The sequence below is a fragment of the Halogeometricum sp. S1BR25-6 genome (genome assembly GCF_031624495.1).
GTDB lineage: Archaea > Halobacteriota > Halobacteria > Halobacteriales > Haloferacaceae > Halogeometricum > Halogeometricum salsisoli.
On sequence record NZ_JAMQOP010000002.1, the window covers coordinates 984,641 to 1,008,245 of the forward strand.

21 protein-coding genes and 1 tRNA gene are annotated in these 23,605 nt (G+C 66.7%); 11 read left to right on the forward strand and 11 right to left on the reverse strand.

What is annotated here, in order from left to right; translation table 11 throughout:
- The first annotated feature begins 75 nt into the window (after positions 1 to 75).
- Positions 76 to 1,539: a 2,5-dioxovalerate dehydrogenase gene (xacF, locus tag NDI76_RS15135; protein ID WP_310924919.1), complete on the forward strand. Its 1,464-nt coding sequence runs from the start codon at positions 76 to 78 to the stop codon at positions 1,537 to 1,539.
- 187 nt (positions 1,540 to 1,726) lie between these two features.
- On the opposite strand, the gene NDI76_RS15140 is transcribed toward xacF, so the two are convergent.
- The 3 genes from NDI76_RS15140 to NDI76_RS15150 form a co-directional block, all read right to left on the reverse strand.
- The gene (locus tag NDI76_RS15140) at positions 1,727 to 2,521 is read right to left on the reverse strand and encodes an SDR family NAD(P)-dependent oxidoreductase (RefSeq protein WP_310924920.1); all 795 of its coding nucleotides are present in this window, start codon (positions 2,519 to 2,521) and stop codon (positions 1,727 to 1,729) included.
- Positions 2,522 to 2,736: 215 nt separating this feature from the next.
- Entirely contained in the window at positions 2,737 to 3,609 is an 873-nt protein-coding gene (locus tag NDI76_RS15145; RefSeq protein ID WP_310924921.1) for an MBL fold metallo-hydrolase, read from the reverse strand.
- A 57-nt stretch (positions 3,610 to 3,666) separates the two neighbouring features.
- A complete protein-coding gene (locus tag NDI76_RS15150) occupies positions 3,667 to 4,842 on the reverse strand; it encodes an enolase C-terminal domain-like protein (protein WP_310924922.1) in 1,176 nt (391 codons plus the stop codon).
- 147 nt (positions 4,843 to 4,989) lie between these two features.
- Between NDI76_RS15150 and NDI76_RS15155 the strand changes: the two genes are divergently transcribed.
- The 6 genes from NDI76_RS15155 (at position 4,990) to NDI76_RS15180 (ending at position 12,480) form a co-directional block, all read left to right on the forward strand.
- Positions 4,990 to 6,201 carry an NAD(P)/FAD-dependent oxidoreductase gene (locus NDI76_RS15155; RefSeq protein WP_310924923.1) on the forward strand — a complete coding sequence of 404 codons (1,212 nt, stop codon included), beginning with the start codon at positions 4,990 to 4,992 and terminating at the stop codon, positions 6,199 to 6,201.
- Positions 6,202 to 6,307: 106 nt separating this feature from the next.
- Positions 6,308 to 8,389 carry a glycoside hydrolase family 15 protein gene (locus NDI76_RS15160; RefSeq protein WP_310924924.1) on the forward strand — a complete coding sequence of 694 codons (2,082 nt, stop codon included), beginning with the start codon at positions 6,308 to 6,310 and terminating at the stop codon, positions 8,387 to 8,389.
- 125 nt (positions 8,390 to 8,514) lie between these two features.
- On the forward strand, positions 8,515 to 8,769 hold the full coding sequence (locus NDI76_RS15165) for a hypothetical protein (RefSeq protein WP_310924925.1): 255 nt from the start codon (positions 8,515 to 8,517) through the stop codon (positions 8,767 to 8,769).
- Between the two features lie 141 nt (positions 8,770 to 8,910).
- Positions 8,911 to 10,005 carry a succinylglutamate desuccinylase/aspartoacylase family protein gene (locus tag NDI76_RS15170; protein ID WP_310924926.1) on the forward strand — a complete coding sequence of 365 codons (1,095 nt, stop codon included), beginning with the start codon at positions 8,911 to 8,913 and terminating at the stop codon, positions 10,003 to 10,005.
- Positions 10,006 to 10,134: 129 nt separating this feature from the next.
- A complete protein-coding gene (locus tag NDI76_RS15175) occupies positions 10,135 to 11,595 on the forward strand; it encodes a metallopeptidase TldD-related protein (protein WP_310924927.1) in 1,461 nt (486 codons plus the stop codon).
- Between the two features lie 99 nt (positions 11,596 to 11,694).
- On the forward strand, positions 11,695 to 12,480 hold the full coding sequence (locus tag NDI76_RS15180; RefSeq protein WP_310924928.1) for an SDR family NAD(P)-dependent oxidoreductase: 786 nt from the start codon (positions 11,695 to 11,697) through the stop codon (positions 12,478 to 12,480).
- Positions 12,481 to 12,542: 62 nt separating this feature from the next.
- Here NDI76_RS15180 and NDI76_RS15185 read toward each other — a convergent pair whose 3' ends face one another.
- From NDI76_RS15185 to NDI76_RS15205, 5 genes are all read right to left on the reverse strand, one after another.
- Positions 12,543 to 13,637 (reverse strand): ABC transporter ATP-binding protein, encoded by a 1,095-nt coding sequence (locus tag NDI76_RS15185; protein WP_310924929.1) that lies wholly within the window; start codon positions 13,635 to 13,637, stop codon positions 12,543 to 12,545.
- 1 nt (position 13,638) lies between these two features.
- Positions 13,639 to 14,691, reverse strand: coding sequence for an ABC transporter ATP-binding protein (locus NDI76_RS15190; protein WP_310924930.1), 1,053 nt, complete (start codon positions 14,689 to 14,691; stop codon positions 13,639 to 13,641).
- Positions 14,688 to 15,668, reverse strand: coding sequence for an ABC transporter permease (locus tag NDI76_RS15195; RefSeq protein ID WP_310924931.1), 981 nt, complete (start codon positions 15,666 to 15,668; stop codon positions 14,688 to 14,690). Before NDI76_RS15195 ends, NDI76_RS15190 begins: the two co-directional genes overlap by 4 nt.
- Before the next feature lie 4 nt (positions 15,669 to 15,672).
- On the reverse strand, positions 15,673 to 16,650 hold the full coding sequence (locus tag NDI76_RS15200; protein WP_310924932.1) for an ABC transporter permease: 978 nt from the start codon (positions 16,648 to 16,650) through the stop codon (positions 15,673 to 15,675).
- 76 nt (positions 16,651 to 16,726) lie between these two features.
- Complete coding sequence (locus tag NDI76_RS15205) at positions 16,727 to 18,454, reverse strand: ABC transporter substrate-binding protein (RefSeq protein ID WP_310924933.1); 1,728 nt, start codon at positions 18,452 to 18,454, stop codon at positions 16,727 to 16,729.
- 198 nt (positions 18,455 to 18,652) lie between these two features.
- Between NDI76_RS15205 and NDI76_RS15210 the strand changes: the two genes are divergently transcribed.
- The 3 genes from NDI76_RS15210 to eif1A all read left to right on the forward strand — a co-directional run bounded on the left by NDI76_RS15210 (position 18,653) and on the right by eif1A (position 21,137).
- On the forward strand, positions 18,653 to 20,032 hold the full coding sequence (locus tag NDI76_RS15210) for a M28 family peptidase (protein ID WP_310924934.1): 1,380 nt from the start codon (positions 18,653 to 18,655) through the stop codon (positions 20,030 to 20,032).
- Between the two features lie 83 nt (positions 20,033 to 20,115).
- Complete coding sequence (locus NDI76_RS15215) at positions 20,116 to 20,751, forward strand: class I SAM-dependent methyltransferase (protein ID WP_310924935.1); 636 nt, start codon at positions 20,116 to 20,118, stop codon at positions 20,749 to 20,751.
- A 98-nt stretch (positions 20,752 to 20,849) separates the two neighbouring features.
- The gene (gene eif1A / locus NDI76_RS15220; RefSeq protein ID WP_310924936.1) at positions 20,850 to 21,137 is read left to right on the forward strand and encodes a translation initiation factor eIF-1A; all 288 of its coding nucleotides are present in this window, start codon (positions 20,850 to 20,852) and stop codon (positions 21,135 to 21,137) included.
- A gap of 131 nt (positions 21,138 to 21,268) precedes the next feature.
- On the opposite strand, the gene NDI76_RS15225 is transcribed toward eif1A, so the two are convergent.
- The gene (locus NDI76_RS15225; RefSeq protein WP_310924937.1) at positions 21,269 to 21,613 is read right to left on the reverse strand and encodes a DUF8062 family protein; all 345 of its coding nucleotides are present in this window, start codon (positions 21,611 to 21,613) and stop codon (positions 21,269 to 21,271) included.
- 137 nt (positions 21,614 to 21,750) lie between these two features.
- Here NDI76_RS15225 and NDI76_RS15230 point away from each other — a divergent pair, with 137 nt between their 5' ends.
- A complete protein-coding gene (locus tag NDI76_RS15230) occupies positions 21,751 to 22,020 on the forward strand; it encodes a winged helix-turn-helix domain-containing protein (RefSeq protein WP_310924938.1) in 270 nt (89 codons plus the stop codon).
- Between the two features lie 67 nt (positions 22,021 to 22,087).
- Here NDI76_RS15230 and NDI76_RS15235 read toward each other — a convergent pair whose 3' ends face one another.
- Together NDI76_RS15235 and NDI76_RS15240 are read right to left on the reverse strand one after the other, a co-directional pair.
- Complete coding sequence (locus tag NDI76_RS15235; RefSeq protein WP_310924939.1) at positions 22,088 to 22,945, reverse strand: hypothetical protein; 858 nt, start codon at positions 22,943 to 22,945, stop codon at positions 22,088 to 22,090.
- 226 nt (positions 22,946 to 23,171) lie between these two features.
- Positions 23,172 to 23,247 (reverse strand) — tRNA-Cys (locus NDI76_RS15240).
- Positions 23,248 to 23,605 lie beyond the last annotated feature (358 nt).

Genomic DNA, 23,605 nt, shown 5'->3' on the forward strand with positions numbered 1-23,605 from the left:
GCGGTCGGGGTGGAATTTCCGGGACGTGCCGCCGCGGCCGTAAGAGGCGTAAGTCGAGGCTTCGAACGTCGACGCGTGACGGAGACGTACCAGAACTACATCGACGGCGAGTGGCGAGACTCAGAGACCGGCGAGACGTTCGACGTCAAGAATCCGGCCGACACCTCGGAGGTCGTCGGGTCGTTCCAGCGGTCCAGCGAGGCGGACACGAACGGCGCCATCGACGCCGCCGCGTCCGCCGAGGACGAGTGGGCCGACACGCCCGCCGCGACGCGGGGAGAGTTCCTCCGCGAGACGGCAAAGCGCATGGACGACCGTGAGGAGGAACTCACCGAGACGCTCGTCCGCGAGGAGGGGAAACTCCGCGGCGAGGCCAACGGCGAGGTCAACCGCGCGATAGATATCTTCTACTACTACGCCGAACGCGCCCTCGACTACGCCGGCGAGCGAAAGAAGGGAGCGGCGGACCAGAACCTGTACTACGTGCGCGAACCGATGGGCGTCGCGGGCCTCATCGTCCCGTGGAACTACCCCATCGCCATCCCCTGCTGGAAGATGGCCCCCGCGCTGGCGACCGGTAACACGCTCGTCATCAAGCCCTCGAAAGAGGCGCCGAACGTCCTGCGCGCGGTGTTCGAGTGCATGGACGAGGCCGCCGACGAAGTCGGCGTCCCCGACGGGGTCTTCAACTTCGTCAGCGGCGGCGGCGAGGAGGTCGGACAGGCCATCCTGGACCACGAGGAGGTCGACACCGTCTCGTTCACCGGTAGCCGCCAGGTCGGCGAGATGATCTACGATCAGGCGACGGACGACCACAAGCGCGTCCAGACCGAACTCGGCAGCAAGAACCCCACCGTCGTCTCTCCGAGCGCCGACGTGCAGGAGGCCGCCGAGACGGTCGCGTCCGGCGCGTTCGGCGTCACCGGGCAGGCCTGCACCGCGACGGAACGCGCCATCGTCCACGACTCCCAGTACGAGGAGTTCGTCGAGGCCCTCGTCGAAGAGGCCGAGAGCGTCGAACCCGGCTTCGGTCTCGACGAGGACTCGACGATGGGTCCGCACGTCAGCGAGAGCGAACTGGAGAGCACGCTGGAGTACGTCGAGAAAGGCAAAGAGGAGGGCGCGACGCTCGAATACGGCGGCGAACGCCTCGAAGGCGACGAGTACGACGACGGCTACTTCGTCCAGCCGACCGTCTTCACCGACGTCGACAACGACATGGACATCATGCAGGAGGAGGTGTTCGGCCCGTTCGTCGGCGTCACCACCTACAGCGACTTCGAGGAGGCCGTCGAACTCGTCAACGACGTCGAGTTCGGCCTCTCGGCCGGCATCGTCACCGACGACCACACCGAGGCCAACCGCTTCGTCGACGAGGTGGACTTCGGCGTCGTCAAGGTGAACGAGGCGACCACCGGCCTCGAACTGCACGTCCCGTTCGGCGGGATGAACGCCTCCTCCTCGGAGACCTACCGCGAACAGGGCGAGGAGGGGATGGACTTCTTCACCATCATCAAGACCGTCTACGAGGACTACTGAACGCGTAACTCCCTTGATTCGCTCTTTTTTTCACCCGGCTCAGAGGGCCGAGACTCGGATACACGACGACCAGAGCAACCGTCACGGGCGGGACTGAAAGGGGCCGGTCGCGTTCGAGGTGGTGTTAGTATCGAACGCAGCGCACTCAGTCAACAAGCGAAAAGGGCTCGTATCGGTGTGCCGTCCGCTAAATCGCCGTCCAGCCGCCGTCGACATATACTAAGTCGCCCGTAATGTAAGAGGCGTCCTCGCTGGCGAGAAACAGCGTCGCGCCCGCGCAGTCCTCCGGGTGGCCGGCGCGTTGGAGGGGGATGGGCTTGATGAACTCGCCTTCCTCGTCGCCCGCGGCGTCCTGTGCCTGCTGGCTCCAGCCCTCGGTGAACTCGGTGGCTATCTGTCCCGGCGCGATGGCGTTGACGCGGATGTCGTAATCCGACAGTTCCAGCGCCGTCCCGCGGGTTATCATCTTTATCGCGCCCTTCGTCGCGTCGTACTGCACCTGGCCGTACTGTGCGACTTCCGAACTGATGGAGGCCGTGTTGACGATGCAACCGGGGTCGTCGCGGTCTATCATGTCCTTGGCGGCCGCCTGCGTGCCGAAGTAGTAGCCCCGAACGTTCGTGTCCTGCAGTTTGTCGAAGTCCTCCTGTTCGACGTCGAGGAAGGGTTCGCTGTGCTGGCGGGCGGCGTTGTTCACCATCACGTCGACGCCGCCGTACTCGCGGGCCGCCTCGACGACCGATTCGAGTTGGGCGGGGTCCGAAACGTCGGTTTCGGCGTACTCGGCGGTGCCGCCCGACTCCTCGATTTTGTCGTGGGTCGGCGCGTCCTCGCCTTCCTGTTTCGGGTCCTCTTGGATGTCGGCGTTGATGACCGTCGCGCCCGCCTCGCCGAACCGGAGCGCGATGGCCCGGCCGATGCCGGCGGAGGCGCCGGTGACGATGACCGTCTCGTCGCTAAAGTCGAAACTGGCGCGTCCCATGGATTCGTGTGCGCTCGTTTTCGTGTTAAGTCTACTCGCCGATCGTTCGAATCGAGAGATTTCACCGAGAAGTGTGCTGTTGTCAGCGATAACCCGAAAGCCCCCGTGGCCCCTTTCAAACCCGCCCAGGGGTGGTTTCTCGGTGGTCGCCACGCGTCCGAGCGCGGTTGTCGTCGCCCGACCGGGCGAGGCCGTCGTCCGCATGCGGTTCCGCGCTATTCCCCCTCGCGGATGTCCTTCGGGCGAATCACGCCGGATTCGCCGACTTCGATGCGGTCGCCGACGCGGATTATCTCCAAGGTGCGCGGGTACTCGTAGGAGGCGAGATGTTCGTGCAGCGACTTCGGGTCGTGGCCGACGCCGCGCCAGAGGTCCCAGTGGGTGGGGAGGAGTCTATCGAGTTCGAGTTGGTTCGCCGCCTCGGCCATCTGCTCGCCGTCGTTGTACCACTCCGTCGGATAGGTCGCCGCGGGGTCGTCCTCGGTGTGGTGGATGTTGCCGACGGTACCGTAGGCGAACACGCCCGCGTCGATGTCGAACTCCTGGGAAATATCCTCAAAGACGTCCGCGGGCCGGGAGTCGCCGGCGGCGAAGAACGTCTCGTCCCCCGACTCGACCACCATCGTCACCGGTTCCTCGGCGTCGGGGTCGTTCGCGCCTCGAACGTGAACGTCAATGTCGCCGAACGCGAGGTCGTCGCCGGGTTCGATGACGTTCTTTCGCTCCTCGGGGACGCGCAGGTCTCCCTCGTAGGCGGGGTTCTCGTAGGACGCCTCGGGGGCGTACACGTCCGCAGCGAGGTTCTCCACGAGGGGCGCGTACGACGGCGGATGCATGTGGTCGATGTGCTCGTGGGTGACGAGGACGGCGTCGCACATCTCGGCCGCCTCGGGGTCCACCGGCACCGGCACCATCCGAATCGTCCGCGGCGGCGACCCGTCGCCGAAGTACGGGTCGAGATAGAGCGTCGTCTCCTGTGTTCGAAAGACGAAGCCGTTGCCGCCGAGGTACCACGCCGAGAGGCCCTCGGGGTCGACCGCCTCAATCTCGTCGTTCACGAACCAATCGCCCCACATCGAGTGCACCATGCGCGGTCGTTCGTGAGGGTTCGGGAAAAAAGAACTCGCCGAACGGAACTGCGGGAGCTACAGTCCCGTGTACGTCCGTCCGCCGTTGGCGTTCGCCTCGATGTAGTCCCAGTCGTACTCGACGCCGAGACCCGGACCGTCCGGGACGCCGACGGTTCCATCCTCGTCGATTGAGTCGAGTTCGTCCTCGTAGTCGCCGCCGTAGACGGGCGCGCCGGTGTTGTCGCAGTCGGGGTGGACAAGCGCCATCTCGTAGTAGTTCGCGTTACGCATCGCGGCGATGCAGTGGCGCTGGGCGGGGCCGGGCGAGTGAACTTCCACGTCGAGACCGTGTCCCTCGGCGATGTGCGCTATCTTCATCGCGCCGGTGATGCCCGCGTCGTACTCGGGGTCCGCGCGAACGAAGTCGGTGGCGTCGTTGTCGATGAAGTCGGTGTGCGCCTCGATGCCCCGGACGTGTTCGGTCTGAAGCAGGGGCGTCTGCAGTTTCTCGCGGAGTTTCCGGTGGGCGTGCTGGGAGACGCCGCCGTCGCGGTAGGGGTCCTCGTACCAGTAGAAGTTCTGCTCGTCGCAGGCGCGGCCGACGCGGACGGCGTCGGCGAACGTTTCGTACTCGCAGGCGGGGTCGATCATCAGGTCCATCTCCTCGCCGACGCGTTCGCCGACGGCGTGGACGGTGTCCACCTCGCGCTTGATGTCCCGTTGGTCGTCGCTACCGCCCCAGCCGTGAATCTTGAACCCCTCGTAGCCCATCTCCAGACACTCCTCGGCGAAGTCCGCGTACGCCTCCGGGGAGTCGAGGCCGCCGTTGTCGTCGGCGTGGTACGTCGAGGCGTAGGTCGGCAGACGGGTCCGGTAGGTGCCCAGCAGTTCGTGAATCGGAGCGTCGTAGTGCTTACCGGCGAGGTCCCACAGGGCGATGTCGAGGGGGCCGATGCCCATGCGGTCGTACTTCCGGAGGGCGCGTTTCATCTCGCTCCAGTGTCGCTCCCGGCGGAGGGCGTTCTCGCCGACGAGGTGGTCGGCCACCTCGTGGACCTGCGCGAACGCGGGGGAGTTGCCGCCGACGAACTCGCCGGTGACGCCCTCGTCGGTCAGAATCTTGATGGCGAACAGCCGTCGTTCGGTCGTCGTTCCGGGTTCGTAGGCGAGGTTGTACCCCTCGTCCATCCCCACGTCCTCCAGCGGATAGCTGAACTCCGTCGTCTCGATTCGCGTTATCTCCGGTGCCATGCGTCGGTGTTCAGCGCCGTCCGTGAAAACACGGACGGTCGGCGAAGACGCCGCGGTGCGACGGTCGCCGCGCGACGAGCGAAACCGAAAGACCCCCCGCCATGGCGCTTAAGCCCGTGACGCGAGAGCACCCGGACGAGCGAAGCCATGACACGAGTTGTTGTGCTCGGGTCTGGGTACGCCGGGAGCGCGGCGGTGCGGAGTCTGCAGGAGGAACTGGACGAGGACGCCGACCTCGTCTGGGTGTCGGAGAATCCGTACCACCTGGTACTCCACGAAGTCCACCGCTGCATCCGGAAGCCCTCGGTCCGAGACCACGTGACCGTTCCCGTCGAGGAGATAGCCGACGAGGACACCGAGTTCGTGCAGGGCCGCGTCGTCGACGTCGACGTCGAGGACCGGACGGTCGCACTCGACGACGAGACGACCCTCGACTACGACTACTGCGTGGTCTGTCTGGGAAGTCAGACCGCCTTCTACGGTATCGACGGCCTCGAAGAACACGCCCTGACGCTCAAGAGCCTCGGCGACGCCATGAGCATCCACGAGCGGATAAAACAGGCCGCCGTCGCCGCCGACCGCACCGACCCGGCCACAGTCGTCGTCGGCGGCGGGGGTCTGACGGGCATCCAGACGGCCGGCGAGGTGGCCGCACTCCGCGACTGGACCGACTCCCACATCGACGTCCACCTCGTCGAACGCAGCGGCGAGATATTCCCCGGCCACGACCACGAGTTCCAAGGGGCCATCCAGAACAAACTCGAACGTCACGACGTCGAGGTGGACACCGGGAAGGCGATGACGTCGGTGAGCGAGGACGAAATCGAGTTCGACGACGGCGACTCGATGGCGTACGACGTCCTCGTGTGGGCCGGCGGCGTCACCGGGCAGGACTCGATGGGGAACGTCGACGTCGACAAGGACCACAACCGGGCGTACGCTGACTCGACGTTCAAGACGAGCGACGACCGCGTGTTCGCCATCGGCGACGCCGCCCTCGTGAACCAGGACGTCGAGGGCGGCCCGCACACCGAACACGACCTGTGGGAGCAGGTGGTTCACCCCGATGCCGACGCGTCGCCGCCGCCGACGGCCGAGGCGGCCATGGAGGAGGGAAAGCACCTCGGACAGAACGTCGCCCGCGAGATGGACGGCCGCGAACTCGTCCACTGGTCGTACATCAACAAGGGAACGCTCGTCTCCGTCGGCGACGACGCCGTCGCGCACGGCGTTCTCGGGTCGCCGGTGAACACGTTCAGTGGGCGGCCCGCCGAGGTGCTCAAGAAGTTCATCTCCGCGCGGTGGCTGACGAAGGTCGGCGGCGTGCGGCGCGCCGTCGACGCCTGGGACGACATGTAGCGCGGGAGCGCGCCGGCGTCGACGCCAAAACCGACGTCGGTACCGGCGCCACCGCCCGCCGGCCGAAAGGAACGTAGTCGGGGCGGACAATTACTTCGGCGTACTCATGGACGGGCTTCATCCCCCGAGTGACAAAGACGGGTTGCTCAGTTCGCCCCGCGAGGACGGCGGGTACGTGCTGACGACCGTGAATCAGTACCCATCGAACGCCGTCGACGAGGACTGGCGCGGCGCGCTCATCGAGGACACGTCCGCGTTCCGCGCCGACGTCGAGCAGTTCGGCGACTTCCACACGCTCCTGTGGGACGCCGACAGAGAGCAGACCCTCGACGTGCGCGAGGACGCCGTCGACAGCGACGTCGCCTACGAGTCGCCGCGCGTCCCCGAGGCGCACCTGACCAACGAGTTCGCCTTCGAGGACGGGGCGGAGGCGTCGCTCTCGCAGGACGTTCTCGTCTCGGTCGACCGGCCCGCGCTCCTCGTCCGAAACAGCGTCTCCTTCTCCGAGGCCGGCGAGCGAACCATATTCTCCGTACTGAACTCCTCGATTCAGGACGGCGGCGAGGAGTCGGAGGGCGACGAGGCGTACGCGACGACGGCCGAGGGCGAGGCCGGCGAGTACGAGTGCGTCGTCTCCCACGACGGCGAGCGCTACTTCGCCGTCGCCCTCCGCCGGGCGGAGACGGGACAGCGCTCCTTCGACGGCCGTCGCATGGGACTGCTCGGCGAGACCGAGAGCGAGACCAAGAGCGCGTGGCACGACATCTACCGGGAGAACGACGGCTACATCGACTCGAACGACGAGATGGGAGGGTCTCTCGATATCGGGTTCGGCCTCTACGTCGACGACGACGAGGCGGCGACGTGGACGACGGCCGTCGGCTTCGGTCACAGCGAGGACGACGCTCTCGACGCCGTCACGTCGGCGCTGGACCGCGGCTACGAGGCCGAACGGGAGGCGTTCGCCGACGCGTGGGAGACGTGGCACGAGGGCGTCTCCGACGGCCCGACGGACGACGACGGCGCGAACGCGATGTACGAGCGGTCGCTCACGAGCCTCAAGTGCGCCCAAGACCCGAGCGGCGGCACCATCGCCGGCGCGTTCGAACCCGAGGACCAGGGGTATCGCTTCGTCTGGCCGCGCGACCAGGTGTTCATCGTCGCCGCGATGCTCGCCGGCGACGCCGTCGATGAGGCGCGGCGGGCGCTCTCGTGGCTCGACGACAAGCAGATTACCGAGGGCGTCGTCGACGACAGGGACATCCCCCGCGAGGGGACGTGGTGGCAGAACTACCGCTCGGACGGCGAACCGAACTGGACGGCGCTCCAACTCGACCAGGTCGGCGGACCCATCTACGCCCACTGGTTGGTCTGGGAGGAGGCGGACGAAGACGAGGACGTCCTCGACGAGCACTACGAGATGAGCAGGGCGGCCGCGGAGTTCCTCCTCGACTACGACAACGGCGATGGCTTCCCCGGCAAGTCCCAAGACCCCTGGGAGGAGGTGTGGGGTCACTCGACGGAAGGGAGCGCCGCGTCCATCGCCGGTCTGCGCGCCATGGCCGAACTGGCCGAGGCGCGCGGCGACGACGAGTTCGCCGACGACTGCCGCGAGACGGCGGCGACGTGGGCCGGGAACTTCGACGGCTACTGCTTCCGCGAGGACGCCTACCTCGGCGACCACTACGTCACCGCCGACAGCCCCGAACGCGACGACGACGATGTGGCGCCGGACGAACGGCCGGACGCGGCGGCGTTCATGGCGACGTGGCCGTGGAACGTCGTCGACGCCGACAGCGAGACGATGCGCTCGACGGTCGAACTGGCGACGGACCCGGCGTGGTGCGCCGACGACGCCGCCTGCGTCGGCCGCTACCCCGAGGACGACTTCACCCCGTCGGGGAGCGTCGAGGACGGCGGGTGGCCCCTCTGCGAGGCGTTCGCCGACGTGGTTCGGTGGCTCGACGGTGACGGCGACGGCGACGAAGCGGCCCTCCGCGAGTACGTCTTCGAGGACGCGCCGACGTGGACGTCCGCGACCGGTCTCCTGCCCGAACAGGTCCGCGGCGACGGCGCCGTGCGCTGGAACTGTAACCTCCAGTGGAGCCAAGCGATGTACGTCCTCCTCGCGGAGAGCCACGTCCGGGGCGGACCGTACGGGATGGCGCCGGGCGGAGACGCCGCGTGAGTCCGGCGACCGGACGCCCGTGACCGTCTCGGCGGCCGGCGCCGTCGCGCGGAGTCGCGAACGCGGTGCGGGCGGAGACCCGCCGACCGCAGAAGCTTCCTATCGGGGCGGTCGATAGAGTCACTATGCCGGATTCCCGCTCTCGGGACCGACGACGCGGGTGGACCACGCTCGGACTCGGTCTCTCCGTCGCCTTCGCCGTCGCCGCGTTCGCCTACTTCGCGCTTGCGGGGACGCCCCTGCGAGGCGCCGTCCTCGCCGTCCTCGTCCTCGCGGCCGGCGTCTGGGAGTACCGACGGAAGATGCACGACACCGTCGTCGCAGAATCCTACGAGGCGGAGGCGGAGGAGCAACGGGAGCGACGCGAGCGACGGCGGTAGCGCCCACGACGACCCGCGCGAATCGGACGCCCGACCCGACGTCTCCGCGGGGCCGCCCGTCTCCGGGAGTTTCATACCGCGCGGTTCGGTAGCTTTCCGCATGCACGAGAGCGGAGACCGCGTCGCGGCGTCGAGAGTCGCATGAAGGTCGGAACGGCGGAGTCCGAACCCGGAGAAATATCGAGAGGACACCTGTCCGTCGCCGAGTTACCGACGGGCGGGGACGAACGGCTTCCCGTCGTCGTCGTCGAGGGGGAGGAACCGGGGCCGACCGCGTGGGCGACCGGGGCCATCCACGGCGACGAACCGACGGGGACGGCCGCGATACACGAGTTTCTGGACCGCGTCCGCGACCGAGCGAAACCGCTCCGCGGAACCCTCGTCTGCGTCCCCGTCACGAACCCCGCCGGCGTCCGGACGAACAGTCGAACATCCTACTACCACGGCGACGACCCGAACCGCCTGTTCGGAGTCGGCCGCGAAGGAGAGAGCGAAGGTGGGAGCGGCGGAGGCGACGGTGGGACGCCGCCGCGCGTCCAGCAGGTCATCTGCGAGCGTCTGTACGAGGAGATACGGGCCGACGCCGACGTCGTCGTCTCGCTGCACACCTCCTGGGTCGCCACGCACCCCTACACGATTCGACCGCGCGTCGGGTACGGCGCGCACCGCGAGGAGGCGGCGGCGGCGTCGCTCCGCGACCGCGTGGTCGAACTCGCCGACGCGTTCGGCCTCCCCGTCGTCAACCAGTTCGGCCGCGCGGAGACGGAGCGTCGAGCGCTCGCGCACACCCTCACCGGCGCGGCCGTCGCGGACGGCATCCCCGCGTTCACCCCGGAACTCGGCGGGCGGTTCGTCGTCGAACGGGACGCCCGCGAGGCCGCCGTCGCCGGTCTGTTCGGCGTCTGCTCGACGCTCGGGATGCTCGACGACGTCCCCGAGGACCGGTCCCCGGCGTTCAAGTTGTCCGCCGAGGGCGACCTGAAACGACTCGTTCACCCCCACGCGGACGCCGCCGGCCTCGTCCGCTACCGAGTGCGCGAGGGCGAGTGGGTCGACTCGGGGGACGTCGTCGCGGACGTCCGCACGCCGCACGGGGAGAGGAAATCGACCGTGGCCACCGAACGCTCGGGGTACGTTCTCAGTCTGCACGAGGGCGCCGCCGTCTACGAGAACGACCCGCTCCTCGATTTGGCGGTGCCCGACGGCGAACCGTTGCTGTACGAGCGGTCCGGGTGATCGGACGGCGGTCCGAGCGCGACGGTCGACGACGGTCGAGCGAACGACGACGATAGCCGGCGGCGATTGCCCGCGGCGGGACACCCGCCTCTCGGGGATTCATGTGGGGTGCTTTCCTACCACGCATCGATGACGGACGAGCGCGAAGACGCGTTGGACGCAATGGACTGGCTGTTGTCGCGGTTCGAAGAGGACGAGGCGGTCGCCTACGCCGAAGTCGGCGGCGTCTACGCGGAGAAGACGGACGCGGTGGTGACCCACGAGGGCCCCCGCGAGCGCGTCTCCTTCGTCGAGAGCGGGGTGTGGCTCCGCACGTTCGCCGACGGCGCCGCGGACTACCGCTACACGACCAGCCTCGACGAGGAGAGCCTCGAAGACGAGGCCGAACGCGCGGTCCGGGGCGGGCAGATGCTCGCGCAGTCCGACCCCGCGAGGTTCGACGCGCACACCACCCACCGGGCGGTGCACGACGGGTGGGCCGACGAGTCCATCGGGGCCGTCGACGTCGACGAGAAGGTCGCCGCCGTGGAGGACGGCCTCGCGGCGGCCGACGACTTGGACCTCCGGCGCGTCTGGGTCAACTACGCCGACGCGCACGTCGAGGAGACGGTGGGGAACACCACCGGAAGCACGGTGCGGACGACGCTCGACCGCGCGCAGGTGACGTGCAGCCTCCACCTCGAAGACGGGCCGAAGGTGCGCCGCCACGCCGGGTCGACGGAGGGCGCGGCGTTCCTCGACGAACTCCCCGACGTGTTCGAGTCGGCCGCCGCGGACGCGCGGGCGCTCTCGACGGCGAGCGTCGCCGACGCGCCGACCGGCGAGACGAGCGTCGCGCTGAGTCCGCGGGCCGCCGGGCAACTGTTTCACTTCGTCTCGCACTACCTCGAAGCCGACACCGGCTACATGGGGATGAGTCCCTACGCCGTCGGCGACCGAATCGCCCCCGACGGGCTAGATATCGAGGACGGCGTCCGCGCCGGGTCGTGGGCCGCGCGCGCCTACGATTCGGAGGTCCGGCCGACCACGCCGGTGCGACTCGTCTCCGACGGCGAGGTGGAGCGACTCCTCCACAACACGGCGAGCGCCGCCGAGGAGGGGGCACACCCGGCGGGCAGCGCCGTCCCCAGCCTCGGGTACGGTCAACCGCCGCGCATCCACGCGCGGCACCTCGACGTCGCCGCCGGGGAGGCGGACGAGGAGACCCTCCGCGCGGACGCCGACGTCTACGTCGAACGGTTCGGGGAGCCGTGGTTCCGCGACGAGTTCGAACGGGTCCAGCGCGCCGGCGTCTTCCCGGCGAGCGTGCTGTACGCGAAGGACATCGACCGCAAGACGGAGGAGCGCCCCGACTGCGGGTCGGCGGAGTTCCCCGTCGCGGAGGGCTACCGCCTCGAAGACGGCGAACGCGCCGGCCGCGTCGAAGGCCTCTCGCTCGACTACGACCCCGGCGTGCTCCGCACGCTCTCGGCGTTCGGCGCCGCCCGCGAGACGGTCACGGGCGTCTGCGAGAAGCACAAATCGCACCTGCCGTTCGCGGTGACGGCGCCGGGCGTTCAGCTCGAAGCGACGCTGAAAACGGAGGCGTAGCGGTCGTCCGCGACGGGGATATCTGACCGGCGCGTCACGGTCGCCGCCGGGACCGTGTCGAGGAGCGAGTTCATCGTCCGTCCCGACGTACGAGCGGGTATGCAGTTGTCCGTGGACACGCGGGTCGTCGTCGTCACCGGTGCGAACGAGGGAATCGGCTACCACATCCTCGCCGCTCTCGTCGAGGAGGGCTACCGCGTCGCCGGGTTCGATATTCAGGGGGACGCCATCGAGTCGCTCCACGAGGCGCATCCCGCGAACGTGCGGTACTACGAGTGCGACGTGACGGTCGACGAGGACGTCGAGGCGGCGGTCGCCGGCGTCGTCGACGAGTGGGGGCGAATCGACATCCTCGTGAACAACGCCGCGGTGCTGAACTTCGGGTTCTTCGAGGACCAGACGCTCGCGGATGCGAGGCGCGCGTTCGAGGTCAACTACTTCGGGTACCTGCGGACGGTTCGCGCCGTCCTCCCGCACATGCGGGCGCGGGGCGGCGGCGTCGTCCACAACGTGAGTTCCGGCGTCGGCCGGGTGGGCAACCCCGGTCTCTCGGCGTACGCCTCGACCAAAGGCGCCGTCGAATCGTTCACTCGCTCACTGCGGCTCGAACTGCGGAACGAGAGCGTGTCGTGTACGATTATGCACCCCCGGCTGGCGTCGACGCGGTCGGCGAAAGCGCTGGGGTATCCGGAATCGCAGATGAGCGACCCCGCGTACGTGGGACGGAGACTGGCCGATCAGATCGAATCGACTCGCCCCGTCATCTACACCGATTGGGTGACGAGGGCCGGGTTGGCCCTCGCTCAGCGGTTCCCCGTCCTCGTCGAACGGGGGACCGAGCGGTTCCTCGTCGAACGCGGGACGGTGGGAGAAACGGAGAGCTGAGAGTGCTCGCGGTCGGAAAGCGGTCGGGAAGCGGTCGAGCGACCCGGCGACGACGCCTCGCCTCAGTCGTCCGCCGGGGCCGAGGCGTCGCCGCCGGCGGAGTCGTCGCTCGGGGACTCGGTCAGTTCGGCGTACGGGTCGTACCCCTCGGCGCTCTCGTAGAGGTGGCAGGCGATATCCTGGTCGACGCCGGCGTCCGTCTTCTGTTCTAACGGCGGGACGACCTGGTCGCAGACGTCGCCGATGTAGTCCGGACACCGCGATTTGAACCGACAGCCGCTCGGAATCTCGATCACGTCGCCCACCTCGCCCCGCAGTTCGACGCGTTCGCGGCCCACCTCCGGGTCGGGGACGGGAACGGCGTTGATGAGCGCCTGCGTGTAGGGGTGTTGGGGGTTCTCGATTATCTGGTCGGTCGGCCCCTTCTCGACGATTTTCCCCATGTACATGATTGCGAGGCGGTCGCACATGTGTCTGAGGAGCGAGAGGTCGTGGCTGATGTAGACGACCGACAGGCCGAACTCGTCGGTCATGCGGTCGAGCAGCGACAGCACGCCCGCCCGGAGACTCACGTCGAGCATCGAGACGGGTTCGTCCGCGACGATGAAATCAGGGTCGAGGACGAGTGCGCGCGCGATGGCGACCCGTTGGCGCTGTCCGCCCGAGAGTTCGTGCGGGTACTGGTCGAAGTACTGCTCGGCGGGGAGGAGTTCGGCGAACTCCAGGGCGCGCTGGACCCGCGCCGTCTCGTTGCGGATGTTGTGGATGCGGAGCGGTTCGGCGACGGTGTCGTACACCGTCATCCGCGGGTTGAGACTCTCGAAGGGGTCCTGGAAGATCATCTGGGCGTTCTGCCGGAACTCCTTGAGTTCGGCCTCGCTGGCCTCCGAAAGCCGTTTGTCGTTGTAGACGATGTCGCCGCTGGTCGGGTCGTGCAGTTTCACGAGCGACATCCCCGTGGTGGTCTTCCCGCACCCGGACTCACCCGCCAGACCGAGCGTCTCGCCCTCGCGGAGTTCGAAGGAGACGCCGTCGACGGCGTGGACGTAGTCGGGGTCGTCGCCGGAGACCGACTGCATCAGGCTGGCGATCCAGCCCTGGTTCACCTTGAAGTGCTTCTTCAGGTTCTCGACTTCGAGGAGCGCTCTGTCGCTCATCTCAGTCACCCCCGACGTCGCCCGTCTCGGCCTTGCGGGCCGCGGCGGTCTGACTCCACGTCTCCGGGTTGTCGGCGTACGGCCGCAGTTCGGTGTCGATGTCCTCGGCGTAGTGGCAGTACGACCGGAGGTTGTTCATCTGGTGGGCCTCGGGTTCCTCCTCGCGGCAGCGGTCGGTCGCCATCGGGCACCGTTCGGCGAACCGACAGCCCGTGGGCGGGTCGATGAGTTCAGGCGGGTAGCCCTTGATGGAGAGGAGGTCCTGCGTGGGCTTGCGGATGTTCGGGAACGCGCGCTTCAGCCCGATGGTGTAGGGGTGGTAGGGCTGACCGAATATCTCCTCGACCGGCCCCTCCTCTGCGACCTTGCCCGCGTACATCACGAGGACGCGGTCGCACGTCTCGGCGACGACGCTCACGTCGTGGGTGATGACCAGCATCGAGGAGTTGACCTCGTCCTGAATCTTCCCCATGCGCTTGAGAATCTGGTCCTGCATGATGACATCCAGCGCCGTCGTCGGTTCGTCCGCGAGGATGAGCGACGGTTCCAGCGCCAGCGCCATCGCTATCATCGCGCGCTGACGCATCCCGCCGGAGAACTGGTGGGGGTAGTCGTCGGCGCGGTCGGGGTCCAACCCGACGAGTTCGAACATTTCAGTGACGATTTCGGTCGACTCCGTCCGACCGGTACCCGGTCGGTGGGTCTCGATGGCTTCGACGATCTGCTCGCGGATGGTGTAGACGGGGTCCAGCGAGTTCATCGCCGACTGGGCGACCATGGATATCTCCTCCCACTTCATGCGGCGGCGCTGTTTGCCGGTCATTCCGGTGAGGTCGTCACCCTTGAACCGAATCTCGCCGCCGTTGACGTAGCCGGCGTCGGGGAGGATGCCGATGATGGACTTCGCGAGCGTCGTCTTCCCGCACCCGGACTCGCCCACGATGCCGAGGTTCTCGCCTTCCTCCAGTTCGAAGGAGACGCCGTCGACGGCCTGCGCCGGTCCGTCTTCGGTCTCGTAGTACACTTCGAGGTCTTCGACTTCGAGTAGACTCATTGTAGCTTGGGGTTCGTGATTTCTTCGTAGCCGCGGCCGATGAGGAAGCCGCTGATGACCAGCAGGCCGATGCAGATGCCCGGCGGGACGAACCACCACCACGCCCCGAACTGGAGCGCGGAGTACGCCCGCGAGGCCTGCAGCATCGTGCCCCACGAGACGGTGTTCGGGTCGCCGAGTCCGATGAACGAGACGCCGGCCTCCGCGAGGATGGCCCACGCGATACCGAACGACCCGTACAGGAACGTCATCGGGAGGACGTTCGGCGCGAGGTGGCGGCTGATGATGTGCCAGTCGCCCGCGCCGGCCACCTCCGCGGCCTTCACGAACGGTCGCTCGCGGAGCGACAGCGCCTGCGACCGGATGACGCGGGCCGTCGAGCGCCACTGGAGGATGATGAGCGCGAGGATGATGTTCCAGAGGTTCGGTCCCAACACCGCCACGAGGACGATGACCGTCGGCAACAGCGGCATCCCGTACAGGAAGTCGACGAGGCGCATCAGCGCGTCGTCCACTTTCCCGCCGTAGTAGCCGGCGACGAGGCCGACGAGCGTCCCGATACCGGCGGTGAACACCGCCGCGATGAGGCCGACCATCAGCGCCGCGCGCGTTCCGTAGACGAGTTGGCTGAAGATGTCGAAGCCCTCGGCCGTCGTTCCGAGGAGGTAGCCGCTGTCGCCGCCGAGCAGCGACGGCTCCGCCCACTTCTCGATGAGTATCCCGTCGTCGCCCTGGTACTGCCGTTGGAGCGGCGGGTACGGGGCGATAAAGGGGGCGAAGATGGCGATGAGGACGAACGCGGCCACGACGAACAACGAAAGCTTGACCGAGAGTTCGTCCGTCAGCATCTTCCACTGCTCTATCAGCGTCTCCTTCCAGAGGCGGGCCGTCCGCTGCCACTTGTCGACCTGCTCGCTGGACGAACTGTCGTCGAGGTCGGTGAATATCGACCGACCGGTTTGTTCTTCTTGTGCCATTGGTCTAGTCGTACGTGACCCGCGGGTCGAGGTAGCCGTACGCGAGGTCCGCGACGAAGTTCAGGATGATGATGGTCGCGGCGAGGACGATGAACGTCCCCTGCGCGACGGGGAAGTCTCGCCGGAGAACCGCTCGCACCATCTCCCGACCGATACCGGGCCACGCGAACACCGTCTCGATGAGGACGCTGCCGCCGACGGCGTAGCCGAGGGCGATGGCCGCCGCCGTGACGACCGGAAGCATCGCGTTCCGCGCGGCGTGTTTGAACATGATCGTCCGCTCGGTGAGTCCCTTCGCGCGGCAGACGTCGATGAAGTCCTCCGAGAGCACCTCAAGCATGCTGGAGCGCATGATGAGCAGCGGATAGCCCATGAAGTAGAAGCCGAGCACCAAGGCCGGAGCGAGCAGGTGGTGCAGGAAGTCGACCGAGAACACCATCGCCCAGAACCCGGCGTTCTGCGTGCCGAGGCTGGTCATACCGCTCATCGGGATGACGCCCAGTTCGGCGCCGAATATCCACAGCACGATGAGTCCGACGTAGAACGTCGGGACGCTCCGGGCGGTCAGCGCGGTGATGACGGTGCTTCGCTCGAAGCGCGACCCGCGATACCACCCCGAGAGCACGCCGAGGGTGATGCCGATGGCGTAGGCCGCGACGAACGCCGTCAGCATGAGCACCAGCGTGTTCGGCAGGTAGGTGGCGATGACCTCCGTGACCGGTTGGTTCGAGTGGAACGACTGCCCGAAGTTCAGCACGACCAGGTTCTCGAGGAATTTGATGTACTGGATGTGCAGCGGTTCGTTGAGCCCGTAGCTCGCGATGATCTGTCGCCGCGCCTCCTGGGTCATCTGCGAGGAGACGACGTAGGAGGTGGGGTCACCGGGCATGAGTCGGAAGAGTCCGAACAGCACCGTTCCGACGGCCCAGAGGGTCACGACGAGTTGGAGCGTGCGCCTGACAACAAAGCTCGCTTTTCCCATGATTGTGTATTGATATGTTTCCGTTGGTTACGTGAAATCCGCGCCGGGGTCGGTTCGCCGGCGCTCGGCGTGTGGGTTAGTTACCGCTCGGTGCTTGGAGCATGTCGTCGTCGTTCCACGTGTAACCGGCCTCTTCGAGGCGACTCCGCGCGGCTTCCGGACTCTGCTCGTAGGTGGTCACGTCCTCGGTGTGGAGCGGACCGAACGCCGAGGAGACGATGTTGTACCCCTCCTCGGGGAAGCCGAACAGAATCTGCTCGACGATGGGGGTCCGCGGGAGCGTCTCGACCAGCGCCTTCCGCATCTGCACGTCGTCGAGACCCTGTTGTCGCTCGTTCGGCGTGAACATCCAGAACGTGGGCGCCGTCTGGAACCGCGTGCCGATGCTCTCGTTGTCCTGGTTCCGGTCGAGCGAGCGGTCGATGCGACCGAACGGCTCGTAGTTCAGGTCGCCGTTGATGAGGTTCTCCCACACCGTCGACGCCTCGGGGATGATGCGCCAGAAGCGCCGCTCGAAGCTGACGGGCGCGAAGTGCTCGTCGAACTTCGTCATCCCGAACTCGCTGCCCTGCTCCCAGTAGTCGAACATCATGGGACCGCTGCCGACCGGTTCCTGGATGTTCGCCTGCGCGGGGTTGCTCCGTCCCTCCCACTTGTGCTGGGGGATAATGGGGACGAGGTTCGCCACCGCGAGGTTGAACGGCCCCAGCGGCTGGGACATGTTGATACGGACCGTCTGCTCGTCGACGACTTCCGCGTTCTCGATGTACTGCGCCTGCGTGGAGTACAGCGGCACCTCGTTCTCGGTGACGTAGTTGTACGTGAACGCCACGTCCTCCGCGGTGAGGTCCTCGCCGTCGTGCCAGGAGTGGTCCGTCCGGATGGTGTACTCCATGGTCGTCTCGTCGACGCGGTTCCAGTCGGTGGCGAGGCTGACCTCCGGGTCCGGTTCGGCGTTGTCGTTGAGTTGGACCAGGAAGTCGTACAGCATGTTGAACTGGTAGACGTGCTTGGATTCGTCGTTGTGCCCCAGCACGTTCATCGTCGAGAGCGTCTCGGGCCAGTAGCCTTTCAGTTCGGTGTTGTCGCCGACCATCTCTAGGTTGATCATCGTCCAGTAGGAGTTGAACCCGTTCGCGAGGTCCGCCTGCCAGTTCGACACCTGGTTGCTGTTGAAGATGGCCGCCTGCGGCATCTGCGTGATGGGCATCGTCGGCACGTCGTCCATCAGCGTCTTCTGTATCTCGTGGGCCTGGTTGATACGGGTCTCCGTATCGGGTTCGGCCAGGTAGTTACCCATCATCTCGTCGAGTTCGGGGTTCTCGTACCCCGAGTAGTTCCCCTGTCCCGGGTCGGTGTTGTTGGAGTTGAACAGGTTGTTCAGCTCCGTCACCGGTTCGGAGACGAAGAACGTGTGCCACGTCGCGAAACTGTAGTCGTACTCCTGGGAGACCCGACTGAACAGCGTCCCCCATTCGAGCACGTCGACCTCCATGTCGAGGCCGAGGTCGCCGAACTGGCTCGCGATGAGGTTGATGGCGTCGTGTCTCGGCGGGTTGTAACTCTGGGAGTTGTTGACGTACGTGTACGTCGGGAGGCTCTCACCGGACCCGCTCGAGTCGGACCCCGTGTCGGACCCCTCCGTCTCGCCCCCGCCACCGCCGCCGGATCCGCCTTCGCCCTCGCTCGTCCCGCCGCCGGTTTGGTCCGAACAACCGGCGAGCGCCGTCATGCCAGCCAGTCCACCGGCCGTCGCCGCTTTGAGGAAGCTCCGCCGCCTCACCCGATCGCTATCTTCAGCCATGTCATTGGCTATCATCAATGGCAGTATAAAGTTCTTTCCAACGCTGGTTGAATATGTCGGTGCGGTGTGGCATTTTTCGATAAAACCACGCCGGAATGCGTACCTTTACTCAACATGAGTCTGATTATACCGACGCCAGATGACAGAACCGACAACTGTATCGGAAGATTATTGAAAATAGATGTTGCACCCCAAACGATGACACGGTTACCGGACGCAGTCGTGGGCGACACCTACCGAAGCACGGTCGGATGGGACCTCATCGCCGACCTCGAAGACCTGAACGACCGGATGCCCGGACACGAGGGCGAACGAACCGGCGCGGACCTCGTGGCCGAGGCGTTCGAAGACGTCGGCCTCGACGACGTGACGTTCGCGGAGTTCCCGATTCCCGTGTGGCGGCGCGGCGAGGCCGCTCTCACCGTCACCCACGGCGACCGGGAGACCACGTTCGCGCGGTCGCACGAACTGGTGGAGTTGCCGGGGACGCCGTCGGGAGACGTGACGGGTGAACTCGTCGACGTGGGGTACGGCCTCCCGGAGGACTTCGAGGACGTCGACCTCACCGGCGACATCGCCATGGCCTCCAGCGTCACGCCCGACGACTACGGCCGGTGGGTCCACCGCTCGGAGAAGTACCGCTACGCCGCCGAGTCCGGTGCCGCCGGGTTCGTCTTCTACAACCACATCGACGGGTCGCTGCCGCCGACGGGGAGCATCGGGGACCTGAACGGCCCCGGACCGATTCCCGCCGTCGGTATGAGCAAGGAGGCCGGAGCGAGACTCCAGCGCTACTGCGAGGACGGCGCCGTCGAGGCCGACCTGACCGTCGACTGCGAGACGGGCCGCGGCACCTCCCGGAACGTCGAGGCGACGGTCGGCCCCGACACGGACGAAACGGTGCTGTTCACCGCCCACGTCGACGGCCACGACGTCGGGACCGCCGCGAACGACAACGGGTTCGGCACCGCCATGGTCGTCGAAGTCGGGAAGATGCTCGCGCGCGTCGCCGACGAGTTGGAGACGAAGGTTCGACTCGTCGTCTTCGGCGCCGAGGAGACCGGTCTGTACGGGTCGTACTACTGGAGTCACACCCACGACTTAGACGAGGTGAAGTGCGTCCTCAACGTCGACGGCGCGGGCTACTCCCGGCAGTTAGAGATTCACGACCACGGTTTCGAGGAGATATCCGAGGCGTTCGACGCCGTCAGCGACGAGTACGAGATTCCCGTCCGTACGGAGTCGCAACTCCGGCCGCACAGCGACCACTGGCCGTTCGTCCAACGGGGCGTCGCGGGCGCGCAGGGCCGTTCCTCCTCGGACGGAAACGACCGCGGGTGGGGTCACACGCACAGCGACACCATGGACAAACTCGACGTGCGCGACCTGCGCGACATGTCTATCCTCTGCGCCGCGGGCGTCGCCCGACTCGCGCGCGAGGACGTGACGGTGGACCACGTCGACGACGCGGAGATACGGGCCGCCTGCATCGACGACGACTTCGACGTCGGGATGAAAGCGACCGGGACGTGGCCCTGGGGCGCCGAGAAGGACTGGCCCTGGGCGGACGAACTGTAGTCGGCCCGTCGGTTCCGCGCCGGCGTCGGCGTCGTCCCCGCGGGACGACGGGACTATACCCGCCCCCCGCGAACGGTCACGCAGTGGATTCTAACGACGTTCACCGACGGTGGACGGAGCGCTCCGGCGCGTACTCGCCGGAGTACTACGCCTACTACGGCCCCAACGAGACGAGCGAATTGCTCGCGGACGCCATCGACCGGTTCGCCGGGGCCGACCCTTCGATTCTGGAACTCGGCTGTAGTTCGGGCCGACACCTCGCGCACCTGTTCGAGGAGGGGTACGAGGACGTCGCGGGCGTCGAGATAAACGAGGAGGCGTTCGACGTGATGGCGGAGACGTACCCCGAACTCTCGGCGGCGGGGACGTTCTACCACGACGCCATCGAGTCTGTCGTCCGCGAGTTCGACGACGACGCCTTCGACGTCGTCTACTCGGTGGAGACGCTCCAACACCTCCACCCCGAGTCGGACTGGGCGTTCGCCGAACTCGCGCGCGTCGCCGGGTCGTTGCTCGTCACCGTGGAGAACGAGGGGGACGACGAACGTGCGGAGACTGCCGAGGAGGGACGCGCCGACGAACCGACGGTCAACTACGTCGACGGCGAGGTACCGCTCTACTACCGCGATTGGAACGACGTGTTCACCGGCGTCGGTCTCACGGAAGTCGAGGCGAAGTCGCTCGACCGCGACACGTTCCGCGCGTTCGTTCCGGAGTGAGGGCGCGGGCGTCCGCACGAGGGCGCCGCGGAAGGCCGTGCGGCGCGGAACCACGCATCACCAATGGCTTAAACCCGTGACGCTTCTATAGTACACACATGAGCGAAGAATCCAGCGGGCGCCGGAACCTCCGAATGCCCAACGACGACGAAGTGTTCGCGGTAGTCACACAGCACAACGGCGGAAACCACGTCACCGTGCGCTGTCAGGACGGCAAAGAGCGCATGGGCCGCATCCCCGGTCGGATGAAGTACCGCACGTGGATTCAGGAGGGCGACGTCGTCCTCGTCGAACCGTGGGACTGGCAGGACGAGAAGGGCAACATCGAGTGGCGCTACAGCGAGCAGGACGCAGAGCAGCTCCGCGCCGAAGGCCACATCGACTGAACTGACGTGTCTCCGTCTCCCCGCGCCGGGAGGCCGCGCGCGCGGCCCCGCCCGACTTTTTCTCTCTCTCCGAATAGCCGCCGGTCGACCCGCCGCTTCGCCGAGCGGCCAGCCTCGGCGTCGGCGTTCGCTCACTCCGGCGTCACGACGCTTGCGTCGTCCTCGTGTTCGATTTCGACCGCGTGGCGGGCGTGGCGCGCGTGGGTCTCGGCCCACCGGCGGGCCGGCCCCTCCGAGAGGAACCGCTCGCCTTCCGGACAGCGCCGACAGGCGACCATCCACGGTGAGACGCCGTCGGGGAAGTGTCCGGTGTGGCGCATGTGGTCGAGGGCGAACTGCTCGAACGACTGGTTTCCGACCTCCAAATCGTCGAGTTCGTACTCGAGGCTCCACTCGTGGTCGCACCGCGAACAGGAGACCGTCGGCGTGTCGTCGATGTCGTGCGGGCGCGCGTCGTCGTCGGTTCGGTCGGACACGCCGAACCGTACGCCCTCCGCCCTCTTCTATCTGTACCCGCCGGCGAACCCACGGGACGACGCCGCTCCCGAGGTCGTGCGGGCGCCGCGCACAACTCCGAAGCACTTGGCGTGGTTCGTCTCCTCGAACGAGATATATGACTGGCGAGGTACCCGACGGTCTCCAAGAGATGCCGCCGAGTTCGAAGCTCGTGTACAAGGTGCTGGAGCACGACGGTCCGCTGACGCAGCGACAGTTGGCCGACCACTCGCTCCTGCCGACGCGGACCGTCCGGTACGCGCTCGACCGACTCCGCGACGAAGACATCGTCGAAGAACGACTCTACCTGCAGGACGCGCGAAAGCGACTGTATCACCTCCCTGAGGACGGCGGGTCCGAGACGAACCCCGTTCCCGCGCCGAACTGACCACAGGCGACGCGAGGCGTCCGCGGAGTACCGAACCGAACCGACCGCAAAAAACGGGCGCCGACGTTCAGTACCGCGACGGCATGTACGCCATGCCGACGAGGAAGAAGGCGGTCAGGAACGAGAGGATGCTGATGCCCCACAGGCCGTTCTCGTGGGTGTGGAACGTCTCGATCTGCTCGCTCTGCGCGTTGTAGTTCTCGAAGTTGTTCGTGAGTTGCATCGTCTCGTTGTTCGGGAAGTAGGCGAGGTACGTCTGGTCGCCGAGCGTCACGTTCCCGCGGTCGCTCACCTCGATGGTGTTCGTCCGCGGAGCGGTCCAAGAGACTTCGACCGCGCCGCCGCCGACGGTGGTGACGGTCGTCTGGTTACCCTGGTAGTTGAGGGTCCCTCCCTGACTGTAGTTCTGCGAACGCGGGGCCGGGAAGTACTCGCTCGCCGGGACGAGACGCCGCGTGCCGTTCTCCTGGATGACGACCTGCTGGGTTCCGTTGACCGTCACCAACTCGTCCTCGGCGTTCTGGTCCTGCTGGAGCAACGCCGTCTCGTTGACGTCCTCGCGGAGGGTGAACTCGGTGGCGTTCTCGCCGTCGGGGGCCAAGACGATCCACGTCGTGTTGTCGATGGTCACCGTGGAGTTGTTCGCCCACGAGGCGGTGTAGTCGGCCGACTGGTTCGTGTACTCGATGGTGCCGGACCGAGCGAGCGACGCTGCGCTCCCGTGTCCGCCGCCCTCCATCTCTGCGGTTATCCCGGTCACGTTGTACGTCTGCGACCCGGCCTGGAACGTCTGACCGGACGTGAGTTCGTACTCGGGGTTCTGGAACTCTATCTCGGGCGTCTCCGCCGTCGCCAGAAGCGAGTAGGAAGCCGCACCGATGACTACGAAGAGTGCGACGTAGATAGCCGCGGCGCGTCGTTGCATGATTCGAGCAAGGGATAGATGGCGTATAACGGTTACCGTTTCGTCAGACCGATAGTGGTTCGCACGTCGAAGCAGCGTATCGGTTCCGTCGGGCGAGTGTGGCCGGGGTCGTGGCGCGAGGCAACGAAGAAACGCGTTGTAGGGAGAACGGAACGGCACCAGTCGCTCCGAGGCGGATCGGACTGCACGACCGAACGCGGGGTGAGAGAAACGCGGAACCGGGAGAAGCCAAGGGCCGGATTTGAACCGGCGGAGATTCGCTCTGCAGGCGAACGCGTTAGGCCGAACTCTGCCACCTTGGCGCGGTTTCGTGTAGTGATGTTGCGCGCTTAAGCCTAGCGGTCTGGAGTGTCGGAGGACGGACCACCCCGGTTGAGTCCCCGGATTCGGGGCGGGAGCGGTCGGACTCGACGACGGGTCGAGTCGTCGAACCGCTCTCCACGGCTATCGAGTCCACGACGGGCAGATGTATCTCGGGCGTGGCAGTCGCTCTTCGCTTTTCGAAATGAAACTCGCCCGCACGGGTCGGTCCCGCGCGGGCGAATGAATCCGCAGTTGAGTATCGTTCGCGTCTGCGTTTGAGTATGAGTGGGAGGCGGCGAGAACGTGTTCCCAGAGGTTCGCACACTCCAGTACTTGCGTTCACGCTGGCGAGCTTAA